A 24,656-nucleotide genomic window follows, 5' to 3' on the forward strand; every position below is an offset into this window, starting at 1 on the left:
AAAATAACGCAGAAATAAGCGGGAGGGCAAGAATTATTGCCAGCCCGCTTAGCAACCAACCGCTAATTTAATTAGTTCGCCACGGCGCTGGCCCGGCCCGGGCCACGCATTTTTTTCATTTCCAAGCGCTCACCTTGCTCCTCACCTGCCCTGCCGGGCCATTTCTATGTTTCCTCCTCTAATCAGCCGCGGCACGCCCCGCCCCCACGCCACCCAACATTCGGCCGCCCCCACCGAGGCCAAGCTGGCGCCCGTGGTTCACTACACGTTTCTGCTCATCGGGCTGTCGCTGCTGGTGTTCGTGCTGCACAAGCTCGACGGCATTTTGCTGCCACTGTTTTTTTCGGCGCTGCTGTCCACGCTGCTGCTGCCGCTGGTGGCGCGGCTGGAGGCGCGGCGCTGGCCGCGGGTGCTGGCCATTCTGGTGGCCATTCTGCTGCTGGTGGGCGGCATTGTGGGCCTCATCATTCTGTTCGGGTCGCAGATTATGGATTTGAAAGCCGAGCTGCCCCTCATTCAGCAGAAGCTGGTGGTGATGTTTGACCAGGGCCAGCAGTGGCTGCACGACAAATTTGGCATGCGCGTGATGAGCAAAGACGAACTCATCGACTCGTCCCTGAGCTCGGCCAAAAAATCGGCGGGCGGTTTTTTGGGCAGCACGCTGAGCACCACCGCCGGCGTGCTGAGCGTGCTCACGCTGATTCCGATTTACATCTTCTGCTTCCTGTATTACCGCGACCACATGCGGCAGTTCATGTTCCGGTTTGTGGCGCCCGACAAGCGCACCGGCGTGCTGCATACCATGGACAGCATCCAGACCGTGGTGCAGGCCTACATCTCGGGCCTGCTCACGGTGATTGTGATTGTGGCCGTGCTCAACGCCATCGGCCTGCTGCTGCTCAACGTGAAGTTCGCCATCTTCTTTGCCATTTTCGCCTCGGTGCTGGCCGTCATTCCCTACATCGGCATCATGGTGGGCGCCACCATTCCGGCCCTGATTACGCTGGTCGAAACCGGGAGCACGGGCAAGGCAGCGGCCGTGGTGGGCGTGTTTGTATTTGTGCAGTTTCTGGAAGGCAACTTTATCACGCCCATGATTACCGGCTCGAAAGTGAGCATCAACCCCATGGCGGCCATCATTGCCCTTATTCTGGGCGGCGAGCTGTGGGGCACGCCGGGCATGATTCTGAGCATTCCGCTCACGGCCGTGCTCAAAGTGGTGTTCGATGCCAACAAAACCACGGAGCCCTGGGGCTTCCTGCTAGGCGACGTGACCGATGGCGAGGAAACCAAGAAAGACAAGTCGGACGACAAGCCCGGCTTTATGGCCAAGGCCTGGCACATGATTAAACGCATGTAGCAGCGGCCCGCCGAATTCCGTTTAAGTGAGCAGTTATCAATAATGACTATCGACTGATAAATGATAACTGCTCACTGACAACTATAAAAAAGGCCGCCCTATGAGGCGGCCTTTTTTCATGCAACCTTCTGCCGGGCTAAGTTTGTTAGCTTTCCTACCGACCACCTTCCGCGCCGCGCTTTGTACGCCATCATCGACCTTGAAACCACCGGCGGGCAGCCCACCCAGGACCGCATCACCGAAATCGCCATCTACATCCACGACGGCGAAAAAATCGTGGACGAGTACGCCACCCTGCTCAACCCCGGCCGGGCCATTCCGCCGTTTATCACGCAGCTCACCGGCATCACCAACGACATGGTGAGCGACGCGCCCAAGTTCCACGAAGTGGCCAAGAAAGTGGTGGAAATGACCGAAGGCTGCGTGTTTGTGGCCCACAACGTGCGGTTCGACTACTCGTTTCTGAAAAAGGAATTTGCCGACCTCGGCTACAACTACTCGCGCAAAACGCTGTGCACCGTGCGCCTCTCGCGCAGCCTGATTCCGGGGCAGCCGAGCTATAGCCTAGGCAAGCTTTGCCAGAATATCGGCATTCCGCTGCAGGACCGGCACCGCGCGGCCGGCGATGCCCACGCCACGGCCCTTCTCTTCGGCAAGCTGCTAAAGATTACCAACGAAAGCGAAGACCTGCCCCACGGCACCAACACCAGCCACACCCTGGCCCGCGTGGATGCCCTGGCCCCCGCCGGGCGCCGGCCCGACGGCACCAAAGCCCCCAAGCCCAAGCGCGTAGCCGCCATGCAGGAGGCCATTCGCACGGCGCTGCTACCGCCGCTGGTGTCGCCGGAGTTGGTGGCCAGCCTGCCGCAGGCCACGGGCGTGTACTACTTCCACAACGAAGCCGGCGAGGTGATTTACGTGGGCAAAAGCATCAACATCTACAAGCGCATCCAGCAGCATTTTGCCATTGATGTCAAGTCACGCAAGAGCCTGGAATTCAAGAATTCCATTGCCGACATTACCTGGGAGCTAACGGGCTCCGAGCTGGTGGCGCTGCTGTATGAGTCGCACCTGATTAAGCAAATGAAGCCGGCCTACAACCGGGCGCAGCGGCGTTCGGTGTTTCCGGCGGGCATTTACCTGCGCACCGATGAGCAGGGCTACAAGCGCCTGGCCTACGGCCGTGCCGACGCTCGCAACGCCGAAATCCCCATCATTGCGCTGGGCAATCAGTACAAGGCGCAGGGCTTTCTGTACCACAAAGTGGCCAAATACAACCTGTGCCAGAAGCTGTGCGGCCTCTACAAAACCACTGGCCCCTGTTTCGACTACCAGGTGCACCGCTGCCAGGGGGCCTGCGTGGGCCAGGAGCCGCCCGAGACGTACAACCAGCGCGTGGACGAGGCCATTGACAGCATCAGCTACGAGCATGAAAGCTTCGTGGTGATTGGGCCCGGCCGCACGGAATTGGAGAAAAGCATCGTGCTGGTGGAAAACGGGCGCTACCGCGGCTTTGCCTTTGTCGATGAAACGTTTACGGCCCGCAAGCTGGCCGATTTCCGCGACGTAATTCAGCCGTATACCGACAACAAGGACATTCAGCAGATTATCCGGCAGCACCTGCGCACGAAGCGCAAGGGCGAGAAAGTGAAGGTTTTTGGATGATTCGGGTGAATGATGGGAAGTTTTTTACATTTACGAATGTAAATGTTTCTTCTTTTCTCCTCTCCGCCCATGAAAATACAACTATTCGCTTGTGCCGCCAGCTTTTTGCTGCTGGCAGCCGCGCCCGCGCAGGCGCAAATGGGCGGCACCTGGACCATTTGCCCGGCCTGCACCAATGCTCAAAACTTTTCCACCTTTGGCGCAGCCGTGCAGGCGTTGAATGCGGCGGGCGTGGCGCCAGGAGGAGTTACGTTCAACGTGCTGCCCGGGGCGGTGTTTGACGAAGTTGTCCCGGCCATCACGGCAAGCGGCACGGCAGCAGGGCCCGTTATTTTTCAGAAAGGCGGTTCGGCCGGGCTCAATCCTAAAATTCAGGGCACAGGTACCGGCGCTGCCGACGCTGCCCTGACACTGGACGGGGCCGACTACGTGCAGTTTAACGGCATCGACGTGGAAGACAAGGCGGCCAACACCACGGCCGTGCAGCAGCTCGAAAACGGCTTCCTGCTGCAAAACGGCGCCACCAACAACACTTTCCTCAATGCAACCGTGACCCTCAACCGGGCCAATACCAACCGCACCAACGGCGTGGCTATGCTGAACGGCGGCAACAACAACAACCATTTCTACGGCCTCACGGTACAGAATTGCTCCTACGGCTACGACCTGGAAGGCACCACCACCCTGAATGACGACGGCACGGAAATCGGGCCGAATCCGGGGCCGGCTACCATGCCGAGCCGCGTGCTCAGCGTGGGCGTGCCGCCCGTGGGCACACCAGGCGGAATTGCTTTTAGCACCTACGGCATTTACTTAAAATCGCAAACCAACGCCAAGGTGTTTGGCACCGAAGTGAGCGGCGTGACGGGCACCTCCTCGGTGTACGGCATCTATTCTACGGGTACCACCAACAGTGTGGACGTGACGGACTGCCGCGTGCACGGCCTGAGCAGCAGCGGCACCACCGGCATTGCCATGGGCCTGTATGTGAACAGCGGCGCCACTCACCGCTTCCTGCGCAACCGCGCCTACGACATCGACGCCCCCGGCACCAGCGGCTTTGCAGCCGGCTTCGACATCACGGCGGGTACCACGAACTACCTGGCTAACAACATGGTGTACGATATTCGGGCCGCGACTAGCAACGCGGGCACGTCGGTGCGGGCGTTCAGCTTCCGGGGCGGCAACAACTACGCCTACCACAACACGGTGGTCGTGAGTTACGCGGCCACCAACCCCGCCAACAAGAGCGGGGCGCTCTACATGTCGGGCTCGCCGACGGTGGACTTGCGCAACAACATCTTCGTGAACCTGGTGAGCGGTTTGGCCACGGGCAGCGGCGGAATCGGCGCGGCATTCTTCAAGAACAACACCGTTCTGAGCAGCATTGCGGCGGGCTCGAACAACAACATCTATTACGCCGGCCCGCCGACGACCGAAAAGCTGATTTTCTACGGCGCGGCCGTGGGCACCAATCCCGTGGCCCTCGACCAAACCCTGGCTCAGTACCAGGCCCGCGTGGCCACGGTGGAACAGGCTTCCCTCACGGAGCTGCCGCCCTTCATCAATGCCACCTCCGACCCGCACCTGCAGCCCGGCCAGCCCACCCGCGCCGAGGGCGGCGGCACTCCTCTGGCTGCTACGCCCCTGCCCATTGCGAACGACATTGACGCCGATACCCGCAACCCGTTGCGGCCGGACATTGGCGCCGACGAGGGCACGTTTTTGCCGCTGGCCAGCCGCACAGGCATCATTGCCGACATCGAACTGCAAGTGGCACCGAACCCAGTCGGGCAAGGCGCCGCACCAACCTTCCACCTAACCGGACCGGCGCGCACGCTTACCCTTTCCGTTGTTGACGCCTTGGGTCGGCAAGTTGTGGCTCCGAAAATGCTGCGTCACGCAGCGGGTGCCGAGTCGCTTTCGCTGCCACGCAACCTGGCTTCGGGGCTTTACATCGTGAGGCTGCTGGAGCCGACTACCGGCAACTCCGTCAGCCGCCAGCTCGTTGTGGAGTAAGAAATGATTGACCAAGAGCAAAGGAAAAGGCCGCCTGAGAGCTTCTCAGGCGGCCTTTTCCTTTGCTCACTTGCGGGCTACTTCTTGCCTGCCAGAATCTCATCCACTACTAGCGGGTCGAGCAGCGTAGTAACGTCGCCGAGGTTGCCGGTTTCGCCCTCAGCTACCTTGCGCAGAATGCGGCGCATGATTTTGCCGGAGCGGGTTTTGGGCAGGCCCGAAACCAGCTGAATTTTGTCGGGCTTGGCGATGCGGCCAATCTGGGCCACCACGGCTTCGATAATGCTGGCCTCGGTGCGCTGGATGTCGATGTCGGTGGTGGGCACGCCGTTCTGGCAAATGACGTAGGCGTAAATGCCCTGGCCCTTCACGTCGTGTGGGTAGCCCACCACGGCGCTTTCCACCACAAACTCGCTTTCGTTGATGGCGTTTTCGATTTCGGCCGTGCCGAAGCGGTGGCCGCTCACGTTGATGACGTCATCGACGCGGCCGATGATGCGGTAGAGGCCGTTTTCGTCGCGCCGGGCGCCGTCGCCGGTGAAATAATAGCTGGGATAAGGCTGGAAGTACGTCTGGCGGGCGCGCTCGTGGTCGCCCCAGGTAGTGCGAATAATGCCCGGCCAGCTGCCTTTGATGGCGAGGTATCCTTCCTGGTCGTTGCCCTCGATTTCGGTGCCGTCCTGGTTGAGCAACACCGGCTGCACGCCCGGCAGCGGCAGACCGGCACGGGCCGGCACGCTGGGTGTGATGCCCGCCATGGCCGAAATCATGATGCCGCCGGTTTCGGTTTGCCACCACGTGTCCACGATGGGGCAGCGGCCCTTGCCCACGTGCTGGTGGTACCAGTGCCAAGCCTCCTCGTTGATGGGCTCGCCCACTGAGCCCAGAATGCGCAGGCTATGCAGCGAATACGCCAAAACGTGGTCAATGGGCGCGCCCATGAGCGAGCGAATGGCCGTGGGCGCGGTATAGAAAATGGTGACGTGGTGCTTGTCAATCACCTCCCAGAAGCGGCCCGGCGACGGAAACGTTGGCACGCCCTCAAACAGCAGCGTGGTGCCACCGGCCAGCAGCGGCCCATACAGCCCGTAGGTGTGGCCCGTGACCCAGCCAATGTCAGCCGTGCACCAATACACGTCATTTTCTTCCACCTGAAACACGTTGCGGAACGTGTAGTCGGCCCACACCATGTAGCCGGCCTGGGTGTGCACCACGCCCTTGGGCTTGCCGGTGCTGCCGCTGGTGTAGAGGATGAACAGCGGGTCTTCGGCCGCCATTTCCACGGGCGCGCAGTCTTTGGCCACGTCCTTTACCTCGTCGTGGTACCACACGTCGCGGCCGTCCTGCCACTGCACGGGCCAGCCGGTGTGCTCCACCACGATGACGCGGCGCACGCCCGGGCAGCTTTGCAGGGCTTCGTCCACCACGCCCTTCACCGGGATTTGCTTGGCGCCGCGGTTCAGGCCGTCGGCGGTGAGGACGAAGGCCGCGTCGGCGTCGTTGATGCGGTCGGCAATGGCCGTGGCCGAGAAGCCGGCAAACACCACCGAATGCACCGCTCCGATGCGGGCGCAGGCCATCACGGCCACGGCCAGCTGCGGAATCATGGGCAGGTAGAGCACCACCCGGTCGCCTTTCTGCACGCCGTTTTTCAGCAGCACGTTGGCAAACTGGCACACTTGCTCGTGCAGCTCGCGGTAGGTGAGGCGCAGGTGGCGGGTTTTGGGGTCGTTGGGCTCGAAGATGATGGCCAGCTTGTTGGCGCGGGTGGCCAGGTGGCGGTCCAAGCAGTTTTCGGTGATGTTGAGCGTGGCGCCATCAAACCAGGTGCTGGTGCCGGCCGGCGAAAACTCGCCGCCGCGCACGGTGTCCCACTTTTTGCGCCAGGTGAAGGGCTCGGCCGCTTCCGCCCAAAAAGCGTCGGGGTCCTGGATGGAACGCTGGTAATCGGCGTGGTATTCTTCGAGAGAGCGAGTGCGCGTGGCGGACATGGACAAGGCTGGGGGTTGGTCGTAAAGGTATCGGGCTGTAAAAACCCGTAAGGAATGCGCAAGAATAACGGGTAAACCCGCTTTTCTAAACAGTAGCCGTGTTTTCGAAGGCCAGGCCGATGCTGCGCCGCCCCAGACCGGCGCGAATTTCTTCCAGAATCAGCGGGTCATCGATGGTGGCGGGCAGGGCGAAATCCTCGCCATCGGCCAACTGGCGCAGGGTTTTGCGCAGGATTTTGCCGGAGCGGGTTTTGGGCAGGCGCTTCACGGCCACCGCCTGCCGGAAGCAGGCCACGGCGCCGATGCGGGCCCGCACGGCGGCCACCAGCTCCTGCTCCAGCGCCTCCTCTCCTATCGTTTGGCCGTCTTTCAGCACCACCAGACCCACGGGAATCTGGCCTTTCAGCGCATCGGCAATGCCCAGCACGGCACATTCGGCCACGGCCGGATGGGCCGCTAGGATTTCCTCGATTTCACCGGTACTCAGGCGGTGCCCGGCCACATTGATGACGTCATCGACGCGGCCCATGATGTAGGTGTAGCCTTCCGTGTCGCGGTAGCCGCCGTCGCCGCTGAAGTAGTAGCCAGGGAAAGGCTCCAGGTAAGCCAGGTAGCGCTCGGTGTCGTTCCAGAGCGTGGGGAAGCAGCCGGGCGGCAACGGCAGCTTCACGGCTACCAGACCGGTGGTGCCGGCGGGCTGGGGCTGGCCGGCCTCGTCGAGGATGTGGACGTCATAGCCGGGCACGGGGTGGCCGGCGCTGCCGGCGCGCGGCGGCGGCATGCCTTCCAGCCCGGCCAGGGTAGCCAGCATGGGCCAGCCGCTCTCGGTTTGCCACCAGTGGTCGATGACGGGCACGCCCAGCACCTGCCGGGCCCAGTCGAAGGTGGCGGGGTCGCAGCGCTCGCCGGCCAGAAAGAGGTGGCGCAGGCTGCTGAGGTCGTATTGGCGGGCCAGCGCACCGGTTGGGTCTTCCTTTTTGATGGCCCGAATGGCGGTGGGCGCCGTGAACATCACGCTGGCCCGGTGCTGGCTCACGAGGCGCCAGAACGTGCCCGCATCGGGCGTGCGCACGGGCTTGCCCTCAAACAACACCGTGGTGGCGCCTCGCAGCAGCGGCCCATACACGATGTAGGAATGGCCCACCGCCCAGCCGATGTCGGACCCGGTGAAAATGACTTCGCCCGGGGCCAAATCGTAGATGGCTTCCATGCTGAAGCGCAGGGCCACGGCGTGGCCGCCGTGGTCGCGCACCACGCCCTTAGGCCGGCCGGTGGTGCCACTGGTATACAGAATGTAGAGCGGGTGCGTGGCGGGCACGGCAACCGCGGGCGCGGGCGCGGCGCGCAGCAACGTTTCAAAATCTACATCCAATTCAGGCTGCAGCTCGGCCTTCACAAACGCGCGTTGGCACACCACCACATGGGCGGGCCGGTGCGTGGCTTTGGCCAGGGCTTCGTCTACCAGCGGCTTGTAGGGTATGATGCGGTCGAATTCCATGCCGCCCGAAGCACAAACAATGACCTTGGGCCGGGCGTCGTCAATTCGCACGGCCAGCTCGTGCGGCGCGAAGCCGCCGAACACCACCGAGTGAATGGCCCCGAGGCGGGCGCAGGCGAGCATGGCCACCACCGCCTCGGGCATGTTGGGCATGTAGATGATGACCCGGTCGCCCATTTCCACGCCCAAATCGCGCAGGCCGCCGGCGAAGCGGGCCGTCAGGTCCAGCAGCTCGGCGTAGGTGTAGGTGCGCAGGGTGTGGGTTACGGGCGAGTCGTAAATCAGGGCCGGCTGGTCGGCGCGGCCGTGCTGCACGTGGTAATCAAGGCAGAGAGCAGCGGTGTTCAGCTCCCCATCCGCGAACCAGCGGAAATGGCCGTTTTCGTCCTGGCTGAGCACTTGTCGGGGCACTTTGTGCCAGTGCAGGTGGGCGGCCTGGCAGGCCCAGAAACCCGCCGGGTCGGCGAGGCTAGCGGCGTGGGCGGCGGCGTAGGAACAGGCTCGTTTCATGGCGGGTGGGAATGGGATGAGTGAGGCAGGGCGCGGCCCCAATTTAACGAAAAACCCGCCGGGCGCACGGGCCGGCGGGTTGTTAATTTCAAGTTGCAAGCGGCTGCTATTCCATGATGCGCACGTTGCGCGAATCCTTCATCAGCGCCGAACCGATGCCCCAGCACAGCGCTGCAACGACCACCGGATAAATAAGGCCCGACAGTGCCGCGTGCTCTTTAAGAAAAGTGCCCTCGGGCTGGGCTTTTGCCCACACCGCAATCCAGGTAGCCACCAGCGGCACGAAGCCGCCAAAGATGCCATTGCCAATGTGGTAGGGCACCGACAGCGAGGTGTAGCGCACTTTGGTGGGGAACAGCTCGACTAGGTAGGCCGCAATGGGCCCGTACACCATGGTCACGAACAAGACCAGGCAGAAGGTGAGCACTGTCATCATCACCAGATTGGGGCTCAGGGCTTTTTGCACGGCGGCCACGGCCTGGCCGGCGGCGTCCACAGCAGCGGGCGTTACTTCGGTGAGGGGGCCAGCGTAGGCCTTCAGGCCATAAAAAAGCGGCACCGTGAACAGCGCGGCGCACAGCATCCCCGTCATGATGATGCGCTTGCGCCCAATGCGGTCGGAAAGCGAGCCGAAGTAGATGAACAGCGGCGTGGCCAACACCATGCTGGCCACCAGCACGATGCTGGCGTCAATGAGGTCCAGTTTCAGGGCGTTTTGCATAAAGGAATAGGCGTAGAACTGGCTGGTGTAGAACACCACGCCCTGGCCCATGGTGGCCCCAAACAGCGCAATGAGCACCAGGCGGCGGTTCACCGGGTTCAGAAAGGAGTCGCGCAGGGGGCTGGTGCTGGTTTTGCCCTCGGCCTTGGCTTTGGCAAACAGCGGCGACTCGTGCAGCTGCTTGCGGATGTAGTAGGAAGCCACAATGAGCACGCCCGAGAGCAGGAACGGAATGCGCCAGCCCCAGGTCTTAAAGTCGGCATCGGGCATGGCTTTTTTGGTGAGCACAATGACGAGAATGCTCAGGATGAGTCCGGCCGTGGCCGTAATCTGAATGTAGCTGGTGAAGTAGCCGCGGCGGTTGTCGGGGGCGTATTCGGCCACGTAGGTGGCGGCGCCGCCGTATTCGCCGCCCAGGGCCAGGCCCTGAAACAGGCGCAGCACCAACACGATGGCCGGCGCCACCCACCCGATTCGGTCGTAGCTGGGCACCAGGCCGGTGGCCACGGTGGCCCCGCCCATCATCAGCAGCGTCACCAGAAAGGTGTATTTGCGCCCTATCATGTCGCCGATGCGGCCAAACACCACGGCCCCGAACGGCCGCACAATGAAGCCCACCCCAAACACCGCCAGCGCCCCCAGCAAGGTTTCCTCCGGTTTGCCCTTCGAGCCAAACAGCACCGGCCCAATAATGGCGGCCAATGAGCCAAAAATGTAGAAATCGTACCACTCGATGACCGTGCCGACCGACGACGCGGTGATGACCTTCCAGATGGTCTTTTCGTCGACGCTATTGTTGTCGTGCGCTACCGGGGCATCCGCTGCGTCGAGCGAGATGGGTAAACCTTGTTCCATGTACCTGCGAGCTTGAGGGGTTGAAATCAAAACCGGCCGGTAACATACAACCCAATGACGAGCGGAAACAAAGAGATAGGTGCAATTAAGCGGTAACGGCCCGCGCCGGCCCGACGCGTCCGTTACTATTCTCCGTTGGCCAGAACGGTGGCAAAAAGCGCATCCACCGCCAGCGCCAAGCGGCGCATATCCAGCCGGGCCACGGTGTCGGAGGCTTCGTGGTAGCTGCGGTTGCGGTAAAAGGCCGTGTCGGTGAGCAGCACCGCCGGGTAATCGAATTTCCAGTAGTTGAGGTGGTCGGAAAAATCGATGCCCGGCAGCCAGGCCGGGGCTTTGAAGCGCTTCACCGGCAGCGTTGCGGCGGCCCGGTAGTGCCGCGCAAAGCGCCGGCCAAAGCGGCCGTTGCCGAATTTCTGGGCCACCGTGACGTAATTGCCCCGGCTGCCATAGATGAAACGCAGCGGCCAGATGGGGTAGTGCTGCGAGCCCCGGCGGTCATCAAAATAGCCCAGCATTTCGAGGGCCACCATGCCGCGCACCGGCACACCGGCCGCTTTCAGCGAGGCTGCGTGCACGTAGCTGCCCATCTGTTGGGTTCGAAAAAACGGCGGCTCTTCCAAAGTATAGGCCACCAAATCGATGCGGTAGGACAAGCTTGGCTGCTGGCCCAGCAGACGGGCCAGCTCCAAGACGGCCGCCACGCCGGTGCCGTTGTCGTCGGCGCCGGGCTGGTCGCCGCACACGTCGTAGTGCGCTCCGATGATGAGCCGAGGGCCATCGAGCGGCCCGAACGAGCCCAGCACGTTGCGGTAAGTCCGGCCCTGCACCGCGTAGGGCTGGTCGGCCACGGAATGCGCGCCGCTGGCCTGTAGCGAGTGCTGGATGCGGGCGGCAACCAAGTCCAGCACGGCCGGGTGGGCGTGGTTGCGCGGAGCGCCAGTGCTGGTCAGCATCAGCAGGTGCTGGCGCAGCCGGGCGGTATCGGCTGGTGGAAGTGGAAAGTCGCGGGCTGCGCTCGGGAAAACCGCCAGCCAGAACCCGACCAGCACGCTGATGAAAAACACGTTCATGCAGCCAAGCTAGTTAGCTTTGACCAACCAAGCCGGCTTGGCTCTACAGCATTTCTCATGGCCTCCACTCCCCCTGTTTTCCACTCCCTCACCCCTTCCGACCTCAAGCCCAGCGAATGGCACCCGTTCATGGTGGGGGCGGTGGCCCCGCGCCCGGTAGCCTTCGCCAGCACCGTCGATGCCGAGGGCCGCGTGAATCTGAGCCCCTACAGCTTCTTCAACGCCTTCAGCGCCAACCCGCCCATCCTCGTGTTTTCGCCCGCCAACCGGGTGCGCGACAACACCCAAAAGCACACCCTGCAAAACGTGCGCGAGGTGCCCGAAGTCGTCATCAACATCTGCGATTACGCGCTGGTGGAGCAGATGTCGCTGGCCAGCACCGAGTACGAAAAGGGCGTAAATGAATTCACCAAAGCCGGCCTGACCGAGCTGGCCTCCGAGCACGTGCGTCCGCCCCGCGTGGCCGAAGCGCCCGCCGCATTTGAGTGCGTGGTGGAACAAATCATCGAGCTGGGCCAAAACAACGGCGCCGGCAACCTCATCATTTGCCGGGTGGTGCGCGCTCATTTCCGCCAGGACATCCTCCTGCCCGACGCCACCGGCATCGACCCGTTTAAGCTGGACGCCGTGGCCCGCCTCGGCGGCGACTGGTACTGCCGGGCCAGCGGCGCCAGCCTCTTCGAGGTGCCCAAACCCAACCGCCACATCGGCATCGGCATCGACCAGCTGCCCGAGCACCTGCGCACCTCCGACGTGCTGACCGGCAACGAGTTGGGCCGCCTCGCCAACATCGAGCGCGACGCCCTGCCCACGCCCGAGCAAGTGGAAGCATTTAAAACCGAGCCGATGGTGGCCTACCTACTGAACACGTACCACAACGACGGGTCTGAGCTTAAGAAACAGCTGCTGCAACTTGGCCGGCAGTTTCTGGCAGAAGGACGGCTAGTAGAAGCGTGGAAGGTGCTCCTTTCGCAAAGCGAAAGCGCGGGCATCGGCTAGCCGATGGCCTTTCGGACCCAGGGTTGGTATACTTTTTCCAGAAAGCAGGCACCGCCGAATGTGAGCAGCAGAAACACGCCCAGGCGCACACTGTAGGTGAAGGCCGACCCCGAAAACGCGCCAAAGGACAGGAGCAGGCAGAGCAACGGAAAGTGGAGAATCTACAATCCGTAAGAAATGCTGCCCAACGGCACCAACCCTTTAATCACCCGCTTGGAAAACTGCTCCAGGCGGGCCGAAAACAGGAAGAATACGATGGAAAGCAGGTAAAAAAGCGCCGTAAAAAACAAGGCGACGGGAAGGCGTCCGTCCGCTGCTTTCAGGTAATGCCACCAGCTCAGGGCCGGCAGCACCGTCATCAACGCAATAATGGCTTTCCTGAATTTCAGCCTGAGGGCCGCAAAAATGGCTACCATGACGGCGCAATATGGCAAGAAGGCTAAATCCCGAAAGACCAGATACGCTTCCTGGCCCGGCGGCGCAATGGTCAGGTCTGTCTTGAGCAGGAAAAGCTGCGCGCGGTGCAGCATGGCCGGCGGAGAATCCAGCACGCCCAGCGTCAGAAACAGAAAGACGATGCCCACCATGGAAGCATAAGAAGCCGCGCTTTCGTCGGGCCGCGAATACGTTGCCATTGCCAACCCAGCCAGCCAGAACGTGAAGCCGAAGGCGTAAGTCGGCACCAAGCCCATGGCGAAACCCGGAAAGAAACACGCCGCCACGGTTCCCAGCAGTGCCATGCCAACGGCCAGCATTACCGGATTTACCCTGAAATACGACACGGGCACGAACAACAAATAGAACACCACCTCATACGTGAGGGACCACGAAGGGGCAATGGCATGAAGCACCGGTTTCCCCAGCCCCTGGGTCAGAGTCAGGTGGCTGTATATGACGGCAAGAGAGGGGCTTTGGACGAGCACCAAAAAAACAAAAACAATACAGACCAGATATATGGGGTAAATTCTAACGAACCGCTTTTTCAAATATAGCAGAATGGTGTCTTTTTGCAACGGCACCGCGTGCGCCTTCCCAATTACATAGCCCGAAAGGATGAAAAACAGCAACACGCTCAAATGGCCCGGCGCTTCATACGCCCAGATGCCGCTCGTGTGGTATGCCGGGTCCAGCGTATTAAACGGATTGAACGCGTGCGATAAAACAACGATGATGGCCGCTATGCCCCGCAAGGCTTCGAGGTCAAAATTGAATTGACTTTTTGCCGGAGCAGCAGCTTGCAGGAAATAACGGAGGCGCGGTGGACCGGAAACAGCGTCTGGTGCCGTGATATAATTCGTGCTACTCATGTATTCCATCCATTGTTGCAAACAGAACCGAATCCAGACGCGTTGGCCTGTTCCGCATTTTAATGGGTGATTGTGGTGCCGGCATGGCACATTGGGCACTCGCCCACACATGCAGGCCGGGGCCGACACGCCGGAATTAATTCCGCACCGCAATCAGCAGCCCCAACTCCTTGTACCGCATATTGAATTTCTTCGCAATCATCGCATTGGTGAGCGAGCCGCGGTAGATGTAGACGCCGCTGCGGAAATGCTCGTTCGTGAACAGCACCTCGTTGATGCCGCCGTGCTGGCTGATTTCCTGCAGGATGGGCGTAAAGATGTTGCTCAGCGCGTTGGTGGCGGTGCGGGGCACGCGCGAGGCAATGTTGGGCACGCAGTAGTGCACCACGTCGTATTTGCGGAAAACGGGGCTGCTGTGGCTGGTCATCTCGCTGGTTTCGAAACAGCCGCCCTGGTCGATGCTCACGTCGATGATGACCGAACCCGACGACATGGTGGCTACCATCTCCTCAGGCACCATGAAAGGAATGCGGCCGTCCTCGACTGCCAGCGCGCCGATGACGACGTCGGCCCGGCGGATTTGCTGGCTGAGCGCGAACGTGTCCAGCGTGCTGGTGTAGAGCTGCATGCCCAAGTTGTGCTTGAGGCGGCGCAGCTTGTAGAGGTGGTTGTCGAACACCTTCACCTCGGCCCCGAGGCCGGTGGCGGCGCGGGCGGCGTACTCGGCCACCGTGCCGGCCCCCAGAATGACCACCTGCGACGGCGGCACGCCCGTGATGCCCCCAGAATGATGCCCTTGCCCTCGTTGGAACGGGCCAGGTACTCAGCCGCAATCAGCATCACCGTCGAGCCCGCGATTTCGCTCATGGCCCGCACCACGGGGCGGGCGCCGCTGGGGTCTTTCATCAGTTCGAAGCCGATGGCGTTGATTTTCTTGCGCGAGAGCGCCGCGATGTATTCCTGGGTCATCGAGCCCATTTGCAGGGCCGAAATCAGGGTTTGGCCGGGGTGCAGCAGCTCAATTTCTTCGAGCGTGGGCGGGGCCACTTTTAGCAGCACGTCGGCCTTGTACACTTCCTCGGCGGAGTAGGCAATCTGGGCGCCGGCCTCGGAGTAGGCGTGGTCGGCGTATTTGCTGGGCTCGCCGGCGCCGGCTTCCATCACCACTTCGTGGCCGGCGCTCACCAGGTGCTGCACGGCTTCGGGCGTGAGGCCGAGGCGGTTTTCCTGCAGCGAGGTTTCGCGGGGCAGGCCGATGAAGAGCTTGCGCTTCCGGGTTTCCACGGCCAGCATCGATTCCTGGGTGAAATAGGCGCGGCTGGTGGCCAAGGACTCAAAACCGGATGGTAGCTGCTCGGGCATAGGTTCAGGAAGCAAGTATCAATTTCCAGGCATCAGGCTACGCCGGCCAAATAATGGTCCAGCCAGCTGGGCAATGGCAAAATAATTGATGCGGCGGAGAGGTTACGGGATAAGGTGCAGGTGGATTTCGCGGGCTTCGGGGCCCAGTACGTCAATGCGGACTTCAAGCCGGGGCGTGGGCAAAAGCGCTTCGACCCGGGCGGGCCACTCCACCAAGCAAAGATACCCCGAATCGAGGTACTCCGCGGCCCCCATCTGTTCCGCTTCGCGCACGGATTCGATGCGGTAGAAATCGAAATGGTACACGGGGCGTTCCCGGGCGTCGCGGTACTCGTTGACCAGCGAAAACGTGGGGCTGCTCACGTCGTCGGCCACGCCCATAGCGGCGGCCAGCGCGCTGATGAGCGTGGTTTTGCCGGCGCCCATCTCGCCCTCGAATGCCACCACGGAACAGTGCGTGGCCACGATGGCCGCGTGCACCCGGCGCGCTGCCGCCGGCAGCTCATCTCTAGAAGAAACGACAATGGTTGAGGGAAGCATGACGCAAAAATACCGGCTGAGCCGCAGCAGCGCGCATTCGCTTTGGATAAATGCCGCCAAACCTGCAACTTTATGTTTTGCGGTCTAGCCTAACATCAACAAGCCAAAGAACCTACGCCTTCTTTTGCCTTTGTTGCGGCCAGGCAGCACTTGCCTTTCCTCTACCCCCGTGCGCGTTTTTACTTTTTTGCCGTTCCGGTGGCGGGGCGGGCCGATTGAGGTCATTGCCAGCTGGGCCGGGCTGCTCCTGCTGGCATCCCAGCCCGGCGCGGCCCAGGCCCAGGCCGGAGTGCGGGGCACGGTAGCGGCCGGGGCGGCGGGCGCGGTTTCCTTTGCCACCATTGCCCTGCACCGCGCCGCCGACTCAGTTGTGGTCAAATCGGAGTTTAGCGACGAGCGGGGAGGATTTTTGCTGGAAGGCAGGGCGGGCGGGCGCTACCTGGTTTCGGCCAGTCAGGTGGGCTACCGCCGCGTGTGGAGCGCGTCGTTTACTCTGCCGCCGGGGGGCCTGGAGCTGCCCGCTCTGCAGCTGCAAATCAGCGAGGCCGCAGCCCTGGCCGGGGTAACGGTGCAGGCGCGCCAGCCCTTGTTTGAACACCACCCCGACCGCACCGTGGTGCACGTGGCCGACAGTCCCCTATCGGCCGGCGCCACGGCCCTCGACGTGCTGGGCCGCTCGCCGGGCGTGGTGGTGAACGAGGCCATCGCCCTGCGGGGCCGCCAGGGCCTGCTGCTGTTGGTGGATGGCAAGCGCCTGCCCCTGTCGGGCGTCGACCTGGCCGAATACCTGCGCGCCCTGCCCGCCGAGCAGCTCCAGACCATTGAGCTCATCACCAACCCGCCCGCCGAGTACGACGCGCAGGGCGGGGCCGGCGTCATCGCCATCACCCTCAAAAAAGACCTGCGCCTGGGCACCAACGGCACGGCCAATGCCAGCTACGGCCGGGGCGAATACGGCAAGCTGACTGCGGGCCTCACCCTAAACCACCGCAGCAAAAACGCCAACCTGTACGGCTCCTACAGCTACGCCAACCGCAACGACTTTGCCCGGCAGGAATTCTACCGTCAATACGCGGCTTTGGCGGGGCTGCCGGCTGCCAGCAGCGAAGTGCTGGGCAAACGCATGCTCTACCTGCGCTCGCACAGCGCCAAAGTGGGCGCCGACCTCAGCCTCACGCCCCGCACGCTGCTGGGCGTGGGCCTCACCGGGCTGCTCAGCAACACCAGCACCAACAACGACACGCAGACGCGGCTGTACGACGAAGGGGGCGCGCCGGCGCTCTGGTACCGCTCGGTGGCGGCGCAGGAAATAATGCGCCCCAACGGCAGCGCCAACCTCAACCTGCGGAATGCTTTTGCCGACTCGGCATCGGCCGCCAGCCTCACGGCCGATGCCGACTACGCGCACTACCGCACCACCCGCGCCCTCGACCTGCGCACCAGCTTTCTGGAGCCAACATTTGCGCCGGCCCTGCTCACGGGCGAGCAGCGCAGCGACCTGGCCATTGGGGCCCTGAAGCTGGACTACAGCCGCCCCCTGCCCCGCCGCAGTCGCCTCGACCTGGGCGGCAAAAGCACGCGGGTGACCTCCACCAGCGCGGTGGCTTTTCTCGAGAACGGCCTCTTTGCGCCCTCGATATCGAGCGCCTTCGACTATTACGAAAACGTGAACGCCGGCTACGCCAGCCTGCGCGGCGGCCGCGGCAAGACCAGCCTGCAGGCCGGCCTGCGCGCCGAGCAAACCACCATTCGCACCACCCTCGCGGGCGAGGGCATGCGCGAGCGCCAGTACCTGCAGCTATTTCCCACGGCCTCGGTGCAGGTGCAGCTGGCCGCGCAGCACGCGCTGGCGCTGGCCGCCGGCCGGCGCATCGACCGGCCCAACTACGCCCAGCTAAACCCACTGCGGGCCTACGTCGACGCGGTGTCGTACCGGTCGGGCAACCCCTACCTGGTGGCCCAAACCAGCTACAACGTGGACCTGACGCATACCTACCGTCAGAAGTACAGCACGGCCCTTACCTACGCTCACACCCGTCTGCCCATTGTGACAGTGGTGCAGCCCGCGCCCGACGGTAGCCGCCAGGTGGTGAGCCGCGAAGTGAACCTGACCAGCCAGGATTACCTGGCCTTCACCCTGACCGCGCCCGTGGAACCCACCAAATGGTGGACGCTCTACGCCAACGCTGTTTTCTACGTGTCGCGCTTTCGCGGCGAGTTGGCCGGCACGCTGCTCGACCGACAGCAACCGGCCTGCCAACTCACGGCCAACAACACGTTCAGTTTGCCCCACGGCTGGTCGGGTGAACTGAACGGCTCATTTCAATCGGGCGAAATCTGGGGCTTCGAGCGCGCCCGGCCCCGTGGGCAGCTGCTGCTGGGCCTGCAGCGCAGCTTCTGGGCCAAGCAGGGCACCCTGCGGCTGAACGTGTCGGACGTGCTTTACACGTCCGTTTTGCGCTCTACGTCGGTGTACACGTCTTTTTCCGAAAGCTTTGTGACCCGACAGGACACGCGCGTGGCCACGGCGGCTTTCACCTACCGCTTCGGCAACGGCAAAGTGGCCGCTGCCCGCAAGCGTGCCGCCGGCGCCGAGGACGAATTGCGGCGGGCGGCCGGGCAATGATGCCGCAGGCGTCGTTTACCTTCGCGGCCAGCGCGGCTTATATCCGGCCGCCTCTTTCCCATGCAAGTATCCAAGATGGCCGCCGGCCTGAGCGGCTCCGAAATCATTCGCATTGGCAACCAGGTAAGTGAGCAGGTGCGCCAGGGCGCCAACATCTGCAACCTGACCATCGGCGACTTCGACCCGAAGATTTTCCCCATCCCGGCCGGGCTGAACGAGGGCATCACCCAAGCCTACCAGGGCGGGCTGACCAACTACCCGCCCGCCGCCGGCATCAACGAGCTGCGCCAGTCGGTATCGGATTTTTTGAAAACCCGCCAGGGCCTGGAGTACGGCCCCAACGACATCCTGATTGCCGGGGGCTCGCGCCCGCTCATCTACGCCACCTATCGCACCCTCGTCGACGCCGGCGACCGGGTCATTTTCCCGCTGCCCAGCTGGAACAACAATCACTACTGCCACCTCACCGGCGCCACGCCCGTGGCCGTGCCCACCCGCGCCGAAAACAACTTCATGCCCACGGCCGCCGACCTGGCCCCGCACCTGCCCGGCGCCACCCTGCTGGCCCTGTGCTCGCCGCTGAACCCCACCGGCACGGTGTTCACCAAAGCCGGCCTGGAAGAAATCTGCGACCTGGTGATTGCCGAAAACAAGCTCCGCGGCGCCGATGAAAAGCCGCTTTACATTCTTTACGACCAGATTTACTGGCTGCTCACCTTCGGCAGCACCGAGCACCACGACCCCGTGAGCCTGCGCCCCGAGCTGCGCGACTACGTCATTTACATCGATGGCATTTCCAAGTGCTTTGCCGCCACCGGCGTGCGCGTGGGCTACAGCTTCGGCCCCACGGCCATCATCGAGAAGATGAAATCCATTCTGGGCCACGTGGGCGCCTGGGCTCCCAAGGCAGAGCAGGTAGCCACGGCCCATTTCATGCCCGAAACCGAAGCGGTGGACGCTTTCCTGGCCGGCATGAAAACCAACCTGCAAGGTTCGCTGCAAGCCTTGTTTGACGGCTTAAAGCAATTGCAAGCGGCCGGCTACCCCGTCGATGCCGTGGCCCCGGCCGGCGCCATCTACCTCACCATCAAAATCGACGTGCTGGGCAAAACCGCGCCCGATGGTACCGTGCTAAAAACCACGGCCGAACTCACGTCCTACCTGATTTCGGAAGCCAAGCTAGCGCTGGTGCCCTTCAGCGCCTTTGGTTCGCCGGCCTCAGAGCCGTGGTTCCGGGCTTCGGTGGGCGCCGAAACTATTGATTCCATTGTGGCGGCGCTGCCGCGGCTGCGGGCGGCGCTGGATGGGCTGAAGTAGTTCTCTACTTTTTGGTTACTCCGTATGCAAAATGAATACGGGCAGCATCAGCTTTACGTGCTGTTTCTGGCACAGCTTCACCCATTTTCATTCAACGCTATGGTTTTCAAACAAACCGGACTGTGCGCCCTTGTTGTAGTCATGCTGGCTTCCACAGGTAAAAGTGCCCATGCTCAATCACCGGATTCCACCCTACGTGGGCAACCTGCTAGCCTGAGCACCGGTGCGGCCGAACCAGCCAAACAGCCCCTCACCATTCGAATTGCCTGCGGCAGGTCGATTCCGGCCAGCCAGAGCCCGTTGTTTGTGGTGGATGGAACGGTGTATGCGGAACAGGAATTCCAGTCAATTAATCCGAATAACATCGACAAAATCGAAGTTCTACGGGGCGCTGCTGCCACCGCGTTGTATGGCTCAAGGGCAAGCAACGGAGTCATCCTGGTAACGATGAAGCACCGACCGAAGAAGCCTATCTATCGCCCACAAGACAAAACAGGCCGCCCCGAATAGGGCGGCCTGTTTTACGTTTAACGCTTCGGAAATTACCCCTTTGGCGTCAGCGTCACGTACGGGATGATGCACTCTTCCAGCGAGATGCCGCCGTGCTGGAAGGTGTCCTTGTAGTAGTTCACGTAGTAGTTGTAGTTGTTCGGGTAGGCGAAGAAGTAGTCGCCGATGGTGAACACATACGCCGTGCTCACGTTTTCGCGCGGCAGGAAAATGCTTTCCGGCTTGCGCACCACGTACACGTCGCGCGAGTCGTCGAAGCCCAGGTTTTTGCCGTGCTTGTAGCGCAGGTTGGTGTTGGTGTTTCGGTCGCCCACAATTTTGTAGGGACGCTTGCAGCGGATGGTGCCGTGGTCAGTGGTGATGATGAGCTTGCCTTTTTTCTCGGCAATCTGCTGCATCATCTCATACAGCGGCGAGTGCAGGAACCACGAGCGGGTGATGCTGCGGTAGGCCGACTCGTCGGCGGCCAGCTCGCGAATCATGGCCATGTCGGTGCGGGCGTGCGAGAGCATGTCCACGAAGTTGTACACGATGACGTTGCACTTATAGTTGTTGTGCAGGTTGCTCATCTTGCCCAGCAAGTCCTTGCCGGCTTGCAGGTTGGTCACCTTGTTGTAGCTGTACTTGGCCTTCTGGTTGTTCTTCTGGAAATTGATTTCCATGAACTCGGCCTCGTGCAGGTTTTTACCTTCGTCGTCGTCATCGGTCACCCACAGATTGGGGTATTTTTTCTGGATTTCGCCCGGCATCATGCCCGAGAAAATGGCGTTGCGCGCGTAGGCCGTGGTGGTGGGCAGAATGGCGTAGTACATCTCCTCGCTGTCCACCGTGAAGAATTCGGTGATGATGGGCTCCAGCACCTTCCACTGGTCGTAGCGCAGGTTGTCAATCAGCACGAAGTACACGGGCGTGTCGCCGGTGGCCTTCAGCGTCGGAAATACCCGCTCCTTGAACAGCTGGTGCGACATGAGCGGGGCGTCTTTGTCGTCGCCGTTCACCCAGTCCTCGTAGCTCTCCGTGATGAAGCGGCCGAAGTAGGTGTTGGCCTCGTCCTTCTGCATGTTGAAGACTTCGGCCATGCTCTTGCCTTCGGTCTCGTTGATTTCGAGCTCCCAATACACCAGCTTCTTATACACTTCGGCCCACTCCGAGGGCGAAAGGCGGTCGGAGAGCTGCATGCCGAGCTGGCGGAAATCGCGCTGGTAGCCCGAATTGGTGGCTTCGCTGATGAGGCGCTTGTTGTCGAGCACCTTTTTTACCGACAGCAGAATCTGGCTCGGATTGACGGGCTTAATCAGATAATCGGCGATTTTGGCGCCAATGGCCGACTCCATGATGTGCTCTTCCTCGCTCTTGGTAATCATCACCACGGGCACAGTGGGCCGAATGGCTTTGATTTCGGTGAGGGTTTGCAGGCCGGTGAGGCCGGGCATGTTCTCATCCAGAAACACGAGGTCGTAGCTCTTTTCCTGAATTTCCTCGATGGCGTCGGCGCCGCTGTTGACGGGCGTTACGTCGTAGCCTTTCTCCTTGAGAAACAGCAGATGCGGCTTGAGCAAGTCGATTTCATCGTCGGCCCAGAGAATGGTGGTTTGTTGCATAGTAAGGACTTGGGGTCTTGGGGACTTCGCGTACGCTGACCTTCGGTTGGGGTAATGGTTTCAGTAGGTAACGTAAGCCGGCCCGAATAGATATAGCGAAACGACGCTACGGGTTGCAACCGCGTTTGGGGCGGAGTGTTGAGCTTGCCCAAACGACGGGGCGTAGTTTCGCGTTCAGTCATGGACGGACCGCGCCTGCAAATGTTGCCGGTTTATCGGCAGCAGCGCCGCAACTTCGCTTTCCGGTTTCGGCCCGTCATTCCGCTCCCGCTCCCCCTGTGAACAAAAAGAAAATCTTCAACGACCCCGTCTACGGCTTCGTCACCATCCCCACGGAGTTCCTGTTCGACCTCATTGAGCACCGTTACTTTCAGCGGCTGCGGCGCATTCAGCAGCTTGGGCTCACGGGGTTTGTGTATCCGGGGGCGCTGCACACGCGCTTTCACCACGCGCTGGGCGCCATGCACCTGATGAGTTTGGCCCTGCGCACGCTCAAAGACAAGGGCGTGAAGATTTCGGCGGCCGAGGGCGAGGCCGCCATGGCCGCCATTCTGCTGCATGACGTGGGCCACGGCCCCCTCTCCCACGCCCTCGAAACGGCCATTTTTCAGGATGTGCCGCACGAGCAGCTGTCGCTGTTCCTGATGCAGCGGCTCAACGCCGAGTTTCACGGCAAGCTGGGGCTGGCCATTTCGATGTTTGACGGCACCTACGGCCGGCCGTTTTTTCACCAGCTGGTGAGCAGCCAACTCGACATGGACCGCCTCGATTACCTCAACCGCGACTCCTTTTATACCGGCGTGGAAGAAGGCCGCCCCGGCGCCGACCGCCTCATCAAGATGCTGCGCGTGCACGACGAGCGGCTGGTGCTGGAAGAAAAAGCCGTGTATTCGGTCGAAAACTTCCTCGTGAGCCGCCGCCTGATGTACTGGCAGGTGTACCTCCACAAAACCGTGACCTCGGCCGAACAGATGGTTATTCGGGTGGTGCAGCGCGCCCGCGACCTGGCCCGCCAGGGCGTGGAGGTGCCCGCCAACAGTTGCCTGGGCTACTTCCTGGGCCGCGCCGTGAGCTTGGCCGAGTTTGAGAAGGACGACAAAATCCTCAACCACTTCGTGGAGCTCGACGACTACGACATCTGGTCGGCCATCAAGTCCTGGGCCAGCCACTCCGACACCGTGCTCAGCTACCTGGCCAAAAGCATTCTGCACCGCAACCTGCTCAAAATTGTACTGGCGCCTGAGCCTTTCGACGAGGAGTTCCGCCTCGGCATCCGCGAGTTGATTGAGGAGAAATTCAACCTTCCACCCGAGGAAGCGGCCCTGCTGATGATATCGGGCCGCCTGAGCAACAGCGCCTACAACGCCGAAAGCCAGGAGCCCATCGAAATCCTGACCAAAAAAGGCGACGTGGTGAACGTGATGGAAGCCTCCGACCTGCCCAATATCCGCGCGCTCAGCCAACGGGTGGAGAAGTTCTACATCTGCTACCCGAAGGAAATCGTGTAGAATTTGGTGCTTGGTTTTTGGTGCTTGGCGCCTGGCTGCCAGTATTTCAACAGGCTTGGGCATTCGTTCGCGGCCAGCCGGGCACCAAGCACCAAGCACCAAGCACTATTTTTGCCGCCTATGGAATTTACCGTTCAGCAAATTGCCGAAGTCCTCGGCGGCACCGTGGAAGGCGACGCTTCCCAGCGCATTTCCAGCCTGGCCAAGATTGAAGAAGCCCAGGCCGGCTCGCTCACCTTCCTTTCCAACGCCAAATACGAGCCTTTTTTATATGAAACCGGTGCTTCGGCCGTCATCGTCGGCCAGAGTCAGGAGCTGCGGCAAGCTGTGAAAAGCACGCTGATACGGGTTGAAAACCCCTACACAGCCTTCAGCCAATTGCTGGAATTTTATGCGCAGGCCACCCGCACCGGCAAACGCGGCGTCGAAGAGCCTTCGTTCATCGGCAAAAGCTCGAAAATTGGCGCGGGGCACTACCGGGGCGCCTTTTCCTACATCGGCGAGCAGTGTAAGCTGGGGGAGAACGTGCTGGTGTTTCCGCACGCCTACATCGGCGACCGGGTTACGATTGGCGAGGGCAGCGTCATCCACGCGGGGGCCAAAATCTACCCCGATACCGTTATCGGCAAGTTTTGCGTCATCAAAGCCGGCGCCGTGGTGGGCTCCGATGGGTTTGGCTTCGCGCCGCAGCCCGACGGCTCCTATAAGGCCATTCCGCAAATCGGCAATGTGGTGCTGGAAGACTACGTGAGCATCGGCGCCAATGCCACCGTCGACTGCGCCACCCTGGGCTCCACCCTCATTCGCACGGGCAGTAAAATCGACAACCTCGTGCAGCTGGCTCACAACGTGGAGATTGGCCGCCACACCGTCATCGCGGCCCAAACCGGCATCGCCGGCTCGGCCAAAATCGGCGACCAGTGCGTGCTGGCCGGGCAGGTGGGCATGGCTGGCCACGTCACGCTGGCCAACAAAACCACCGTCACGGCCCAATCCGGCATCGGCAAAAACGTGAAGCAGGAAGGCACCATCCTGCAGGGCTCCACGGCCTTCGACTTCAAGCAAAACCAGCGCGCCCAAATCGTATTCCGCCGCCTGCCCGAGCTTGAGCAGCGCGTGGCAGAGCTGGAAAAGGCAAAAAACGCGACGGAAAAGCCCTAGCTTTGCAGCTTCTTAGTGCCTGGTGCTTGGTGCTCG

General features: G+C 61.8%; 17 protein-coding genes and 1 pseudogene. 9 read left to right on the plus strand and 9 right to left on the minus strand.

All coding sequences use genetic code 11. The annotated features are described in order from the left end of the window. Positions 1 to 166: 166 nt before the first annotated feature. The 3 genes from MUN81_RS12435 (at position 167) to MUN81_RS12445 (ending at position 5,044) form a co-directional block, all read left to right on the plus strand. Entirely contained in the window at positions 167 to 1,360 is a 1,194-nt protein-coding gene (locus MUN81_RS12435) for an AI-2E family transporter (protein WP_245110809.1), read from the plus strand. Between the two features lie 180 nt (positions 1,361 to 1,540). Then, positions 1,541 to 3,025, plus strand: coding sequence for an exonuclease domain-containing protein (locus tag MUN81_RS12440; protein ID WP_245110811.1), 1,485 nt, complete (start codon positions 1,541 to 1,543; stop codon positions 3,023 to 3,025). Between the two features lie 69 nt (positions 3,026 to 3,094). Next, positions 3,095 to 5,044 carry a T9SS type A sorting domain-containing protein gene (locus MUN81_RS12445; protein ID WP_245110812.1) on the plus strand — a complete coding sequence of 650 codons (1,950 nt, stop codon included), beginning with the start codon at positions 3,095 to 3,097 and terminating at the stop codon, positions 5,042 to 5,044. Positions 5,045 to 5,121: 77 nt separating this feature from the next. Here MUN81_RS12445 and acs read toward each other — a convergent pair whose 3' ends face one another. The 4 genes from acs to MUN81_RS12465 form a co-directional block, all read right to left on the minus strand. Further along, on the minus strand, positions 5,122 to 7,035 hold the full coding sequence (acs, locus tag MUN81_RS12450; protein WP_245110814.1) for an acetate--CoA ligase: 1,914 nt from the start codon (positions 7,033 to 7,035) through the stop codon (positions 5,122 to 5,124). Between the two features lie 85 nt (positions 7,036 to 7,120). Further along, on the minus strand, positions 7,121 to 9,043 hold the full coding sequence (locus tag MUN81_RS12455; RefSeq protein WP_245110816.1) for an AMP-binding protein: 1,923 nt from the start codon (positions 9,041 to 9,043) through the stop codon (positions 7,121 to 7,123). Between the two features lie 106 nt (positions 9,044 to 9,149). Continuing rightward, positions 9,150 to 10,619, minus strand: coding sequence for an MFS transporter (locus tag MUN81_RS12460; protein WP_245110818.1), 1,470 nt, complete (start codon positions 10,617 to 10,619; stop codon positions 9,150 to 9,152). Positions 10,620 to 10,744: 125 nt separating this feature from the next. Beyond that, positions 10,745 to 11,689 (minus strand): M28 family peptidase, encoded by a 945-nt coding sequence (locus MUN81_RS12465; RefSeq protein ID WP_245110820.1) that lies wholly within the window; start codon positions 11,687 to 11,689, stop codon positions 10,745 to 10,747. Positions 11,690 to 11,746: 57 nt separating this feature from the next. Between MUN81_RS12465 and MUN81_RS12470 the strand changes: the two genes are divergently transcribed. Beyond that, complete coding sequence (locus MUN81_RS12470) at positions 11,747 to 12,688, plus strand: flavin reductase family protein (protein WP_245110822.1); 942 nt, start codon at positions 11,747 to 11,749, stop codon at positions 12,686 to 12,688. Here the strand turns inward: MUN81_RS12470 and MUN81_RS12475 are convergent. The 4 genes and pseudogenes from MUN81_RS12475 to tsaE form a co-directional block, all read right to left on the minus strand. Continuing rightward, positions 12,685 to 12,834: a hypothetical protein gene (locus MUN81_RS12475; protein ID WP_245110824.1), complete on the minus strand. Its 150-nt coding sequence runs from the start codon at positions 12,832 to 12,834 to the stop codon at positions 12,685 to 12,687. The two genes, MUN81_RS12470 and MUN81_RS12475, sit on opposite strands and share 4 nt — an antisense overlap. A gap of 15 nt (positions 12,835 to 12,849) precedes the next feature. After that, a complete protein-coding gene (locus MUN81_RS12480; RefSeq protein ID WP_245110826.1) occupies positions 12,850 to 14,016 on the minus strand; it encodes an acyltransferase in 1,167 nt (388 codons plus the stop codon). 115 nt (positions 14,017 to 14,131) lie between these two features. Next, positions 14,132 to 15,357, minus strand: a pseudogene (locus MUN81_RS12485) (alanine dehydrogenase). 102 nt (positions 15,358 to 15,459) lie between these two features. Continuing rightward, positions 15,460 to 15,897: a tRNA (adenosine(37)-N6)-threonylcarbamoyltransferase complex ATPase subunit type 1 TsaE gene (gene tsaE / locus MUN81_RS12490; RefSeq protein WP_245110827.1), complete on the minus strand. Its 438-nt coding sequence runs from the start codon at positions 15,895 to 15,897 to the stop codon at positions 15,460 to 15,462. Between the two features lie 169 nt (positions 15,898 to 16,066). Here tsaE and MUN81_RS12495 point away from each other — a divergent pair, with 169 nt between their 5' ends. Genes MUN81_RS12495 through MUN81_RS12505 form a run of 3 tightly spaced genes read left to right on the plus strand, consistent with a single transcriptional unit; the run spans position 16,067 to position 20,350 of the window. Next, complete coding sequence (locus tag MUN81_RS12495; protein ID WP_245110829.1) at positions 16,067 to 18,523, plus strand: outer membrane beta-barrel family protein; 2,457 nt, start codon at positions 16,067 to 16,069, stop codon at positions 18,521 to 18,523. A 60-nt stretch (positions 18,524 to 18,583) separates the two neighbouring features. Then, positions 18,584 to 19,840 (plus strand): aminotransferase class I/II-fold pyridoxal phosphate-dependent enzyme, encoded by a 1,257-nt coding sequence (locus tag MUN81_RS12500; protein WP_245110831.1) that lies wholly within the window; start codon positions 18,584 to 18,586, stop codon positions 19,838 to 19,840. A gap of 24 nt (positions 19,841 to 19,864) precedes the next feature. Continuing rightward, complete coding sequence (locus MUN81_RS12505; RefSeq protein ID WP_245110833.1) at positions 19,865 to 20,350, plus strand: TonB-dependent receptor plug domain-containing protein; 486 nt, start codon at positions 19,865 to 19,867, stop codon at positions 20,348 to 20,350. A 32-nt stretch (positions 20,351 to 20,382) separates the two neighbouring features. Here MUN81_RS12505 and MUN81_RS12510 read toward each other — a convergent pair whose 3' ends face one another. Further along, a complete protein-coding gene (locus MUN81_RS12510; protein WP_245110834.1) occupies positions 20,383 to 21,951 on the minus strand; it encodes a PglZ domain-containing protein in 1,569 nt (522 codons plus the stop codon). 278 nt (positions 21,952 to 22,229) lie between these two features. Here MUN81_RS12510 and MUN81_RS12515 point away from each other — a divergent pair, with 278 nt between their 5' ends. After that, on the plus strand, positions 22,230 to 23,459 hold the full coding sequence (locus MUN81_RS12515) for an HD domain-containing protein (protein ID WP_245110836.1): 1,230 nt from the start codon (positions 22,230 to 22,232) through the stop codon (positions 23,457 to 23,459). A gap of 120 nt (positions 23,460 to 23,579) precedes the next feature. Further along, a complete protein-coding gene (gene lpxD / locus MUN81_RS12520) occupies positions 23,580 to 24,620 on the plus strand; it encodes a UDP-3-O-(3-hydroxymyristoyl)glucosamine N-acyltransferase (protein WP_245110838.1) in 1,041 nt (346 codons plus the stop codon). Positions 24,621 to 24,656: the final 36 nt, after the last annotated feature.

The sequence above is a fragment of the Hymenobacter sp. 5317J-9 genome (assembly GCF_022921075.1).
Classification (GTDB): domain Bacteria; phylum Bacteroidota; class Bacteroidia; order Cytophagales; family Hymenobacteraceae; genus Hymenobacter.

Excerpts from the sequence above, each read along its gene's own strand:
- MUN81_RS12455 (WP_245110816.1), bottom strand. The coding sequence starts at position 9,043 with ATGAAACGAGCCTGTTCCTACGCCGCCGCCCACGCCGCTAGCCTCGCC.
- acs (WP_245110814.1), bottom strand. The coding sequence starts at position 7,035 with ATGTCCGCCACGCGCACTCGCTCTCTCGAAGAATACCACGCCGATTAC.
- MUN81_RS12510 (WP_245110834.1), bottom strand. The coding sequence starts at position 21,951 with ATGCAACAAACCACCATTCTCTGGGCCGACGATGAAATCGACTTGCTC.
- MUN81_RS12460 (WP_245110818.1), bottom strand. The coding sequence starts at position 10,619 with ATGGAACAAGGTTTACCCATCTCGCTCGACGCAGCGGATGCCCCGGTA.
- lpxD (WP_245110838.1), top strand. The coding sequence starts at position 23,580 with ATGGAATTTACCGTTCAGCAAATTGCCGAAGTCCTCGGCGGCACCGTG.
- tsaE (WP_245110827.1), bottom strand. The coding sequence starts at position 15,897 with ATGCTTCCCTCAACCATTGTCGTTTCTTCTAGAGATGAGCTGCCGGCG.
- MUN81_RS12445 (WP_245110812.1), top strand. The coding sequence starts at position 3,095 with ATGAAAATACAACTATTCGCTTGTGCCGCCAGCTTTTTGCTGCTGGCA.
- MUN81_RS12465 (WP_245110820.1), bottom strand. The coding sequence starts at position 11,689 with ATGAACGTGTTTTTCATCAGCGTGCTGGTCGGGTTCTGGCTGGCGGTT.
- MUN81_RS12505 (WP_245110833.1), top strand. The coding sequence starts at position 19,865 with ATGCAAAATGAATACGGGCAGCATCAGCTTTACGTGCTGTTTCTGGCA.
- MUN81_RS12470 (WP_245110822.1), top strand. The coding sequence starts at position 11,747 with ATGGCCTCCACTCCCCCTGTTTTCCACTCCCTCACCCCTTCCGACCTC.
- MUN81_RS12435 (WP_245110809.1), top strand. The coding sequence starts at position 167 with ATGTTTCCTCCTCTAATCAGCCGCGGCACGCCCCGCCCCCACGCCACC.
- MUN81_RS12500 (WP_245110831.1), top strand. The coding sequence starts at position 18,584 with ATGCAAGTATCCAAGATGGCCGCCGGCCTGAGCGGCTCCGAAATCATT.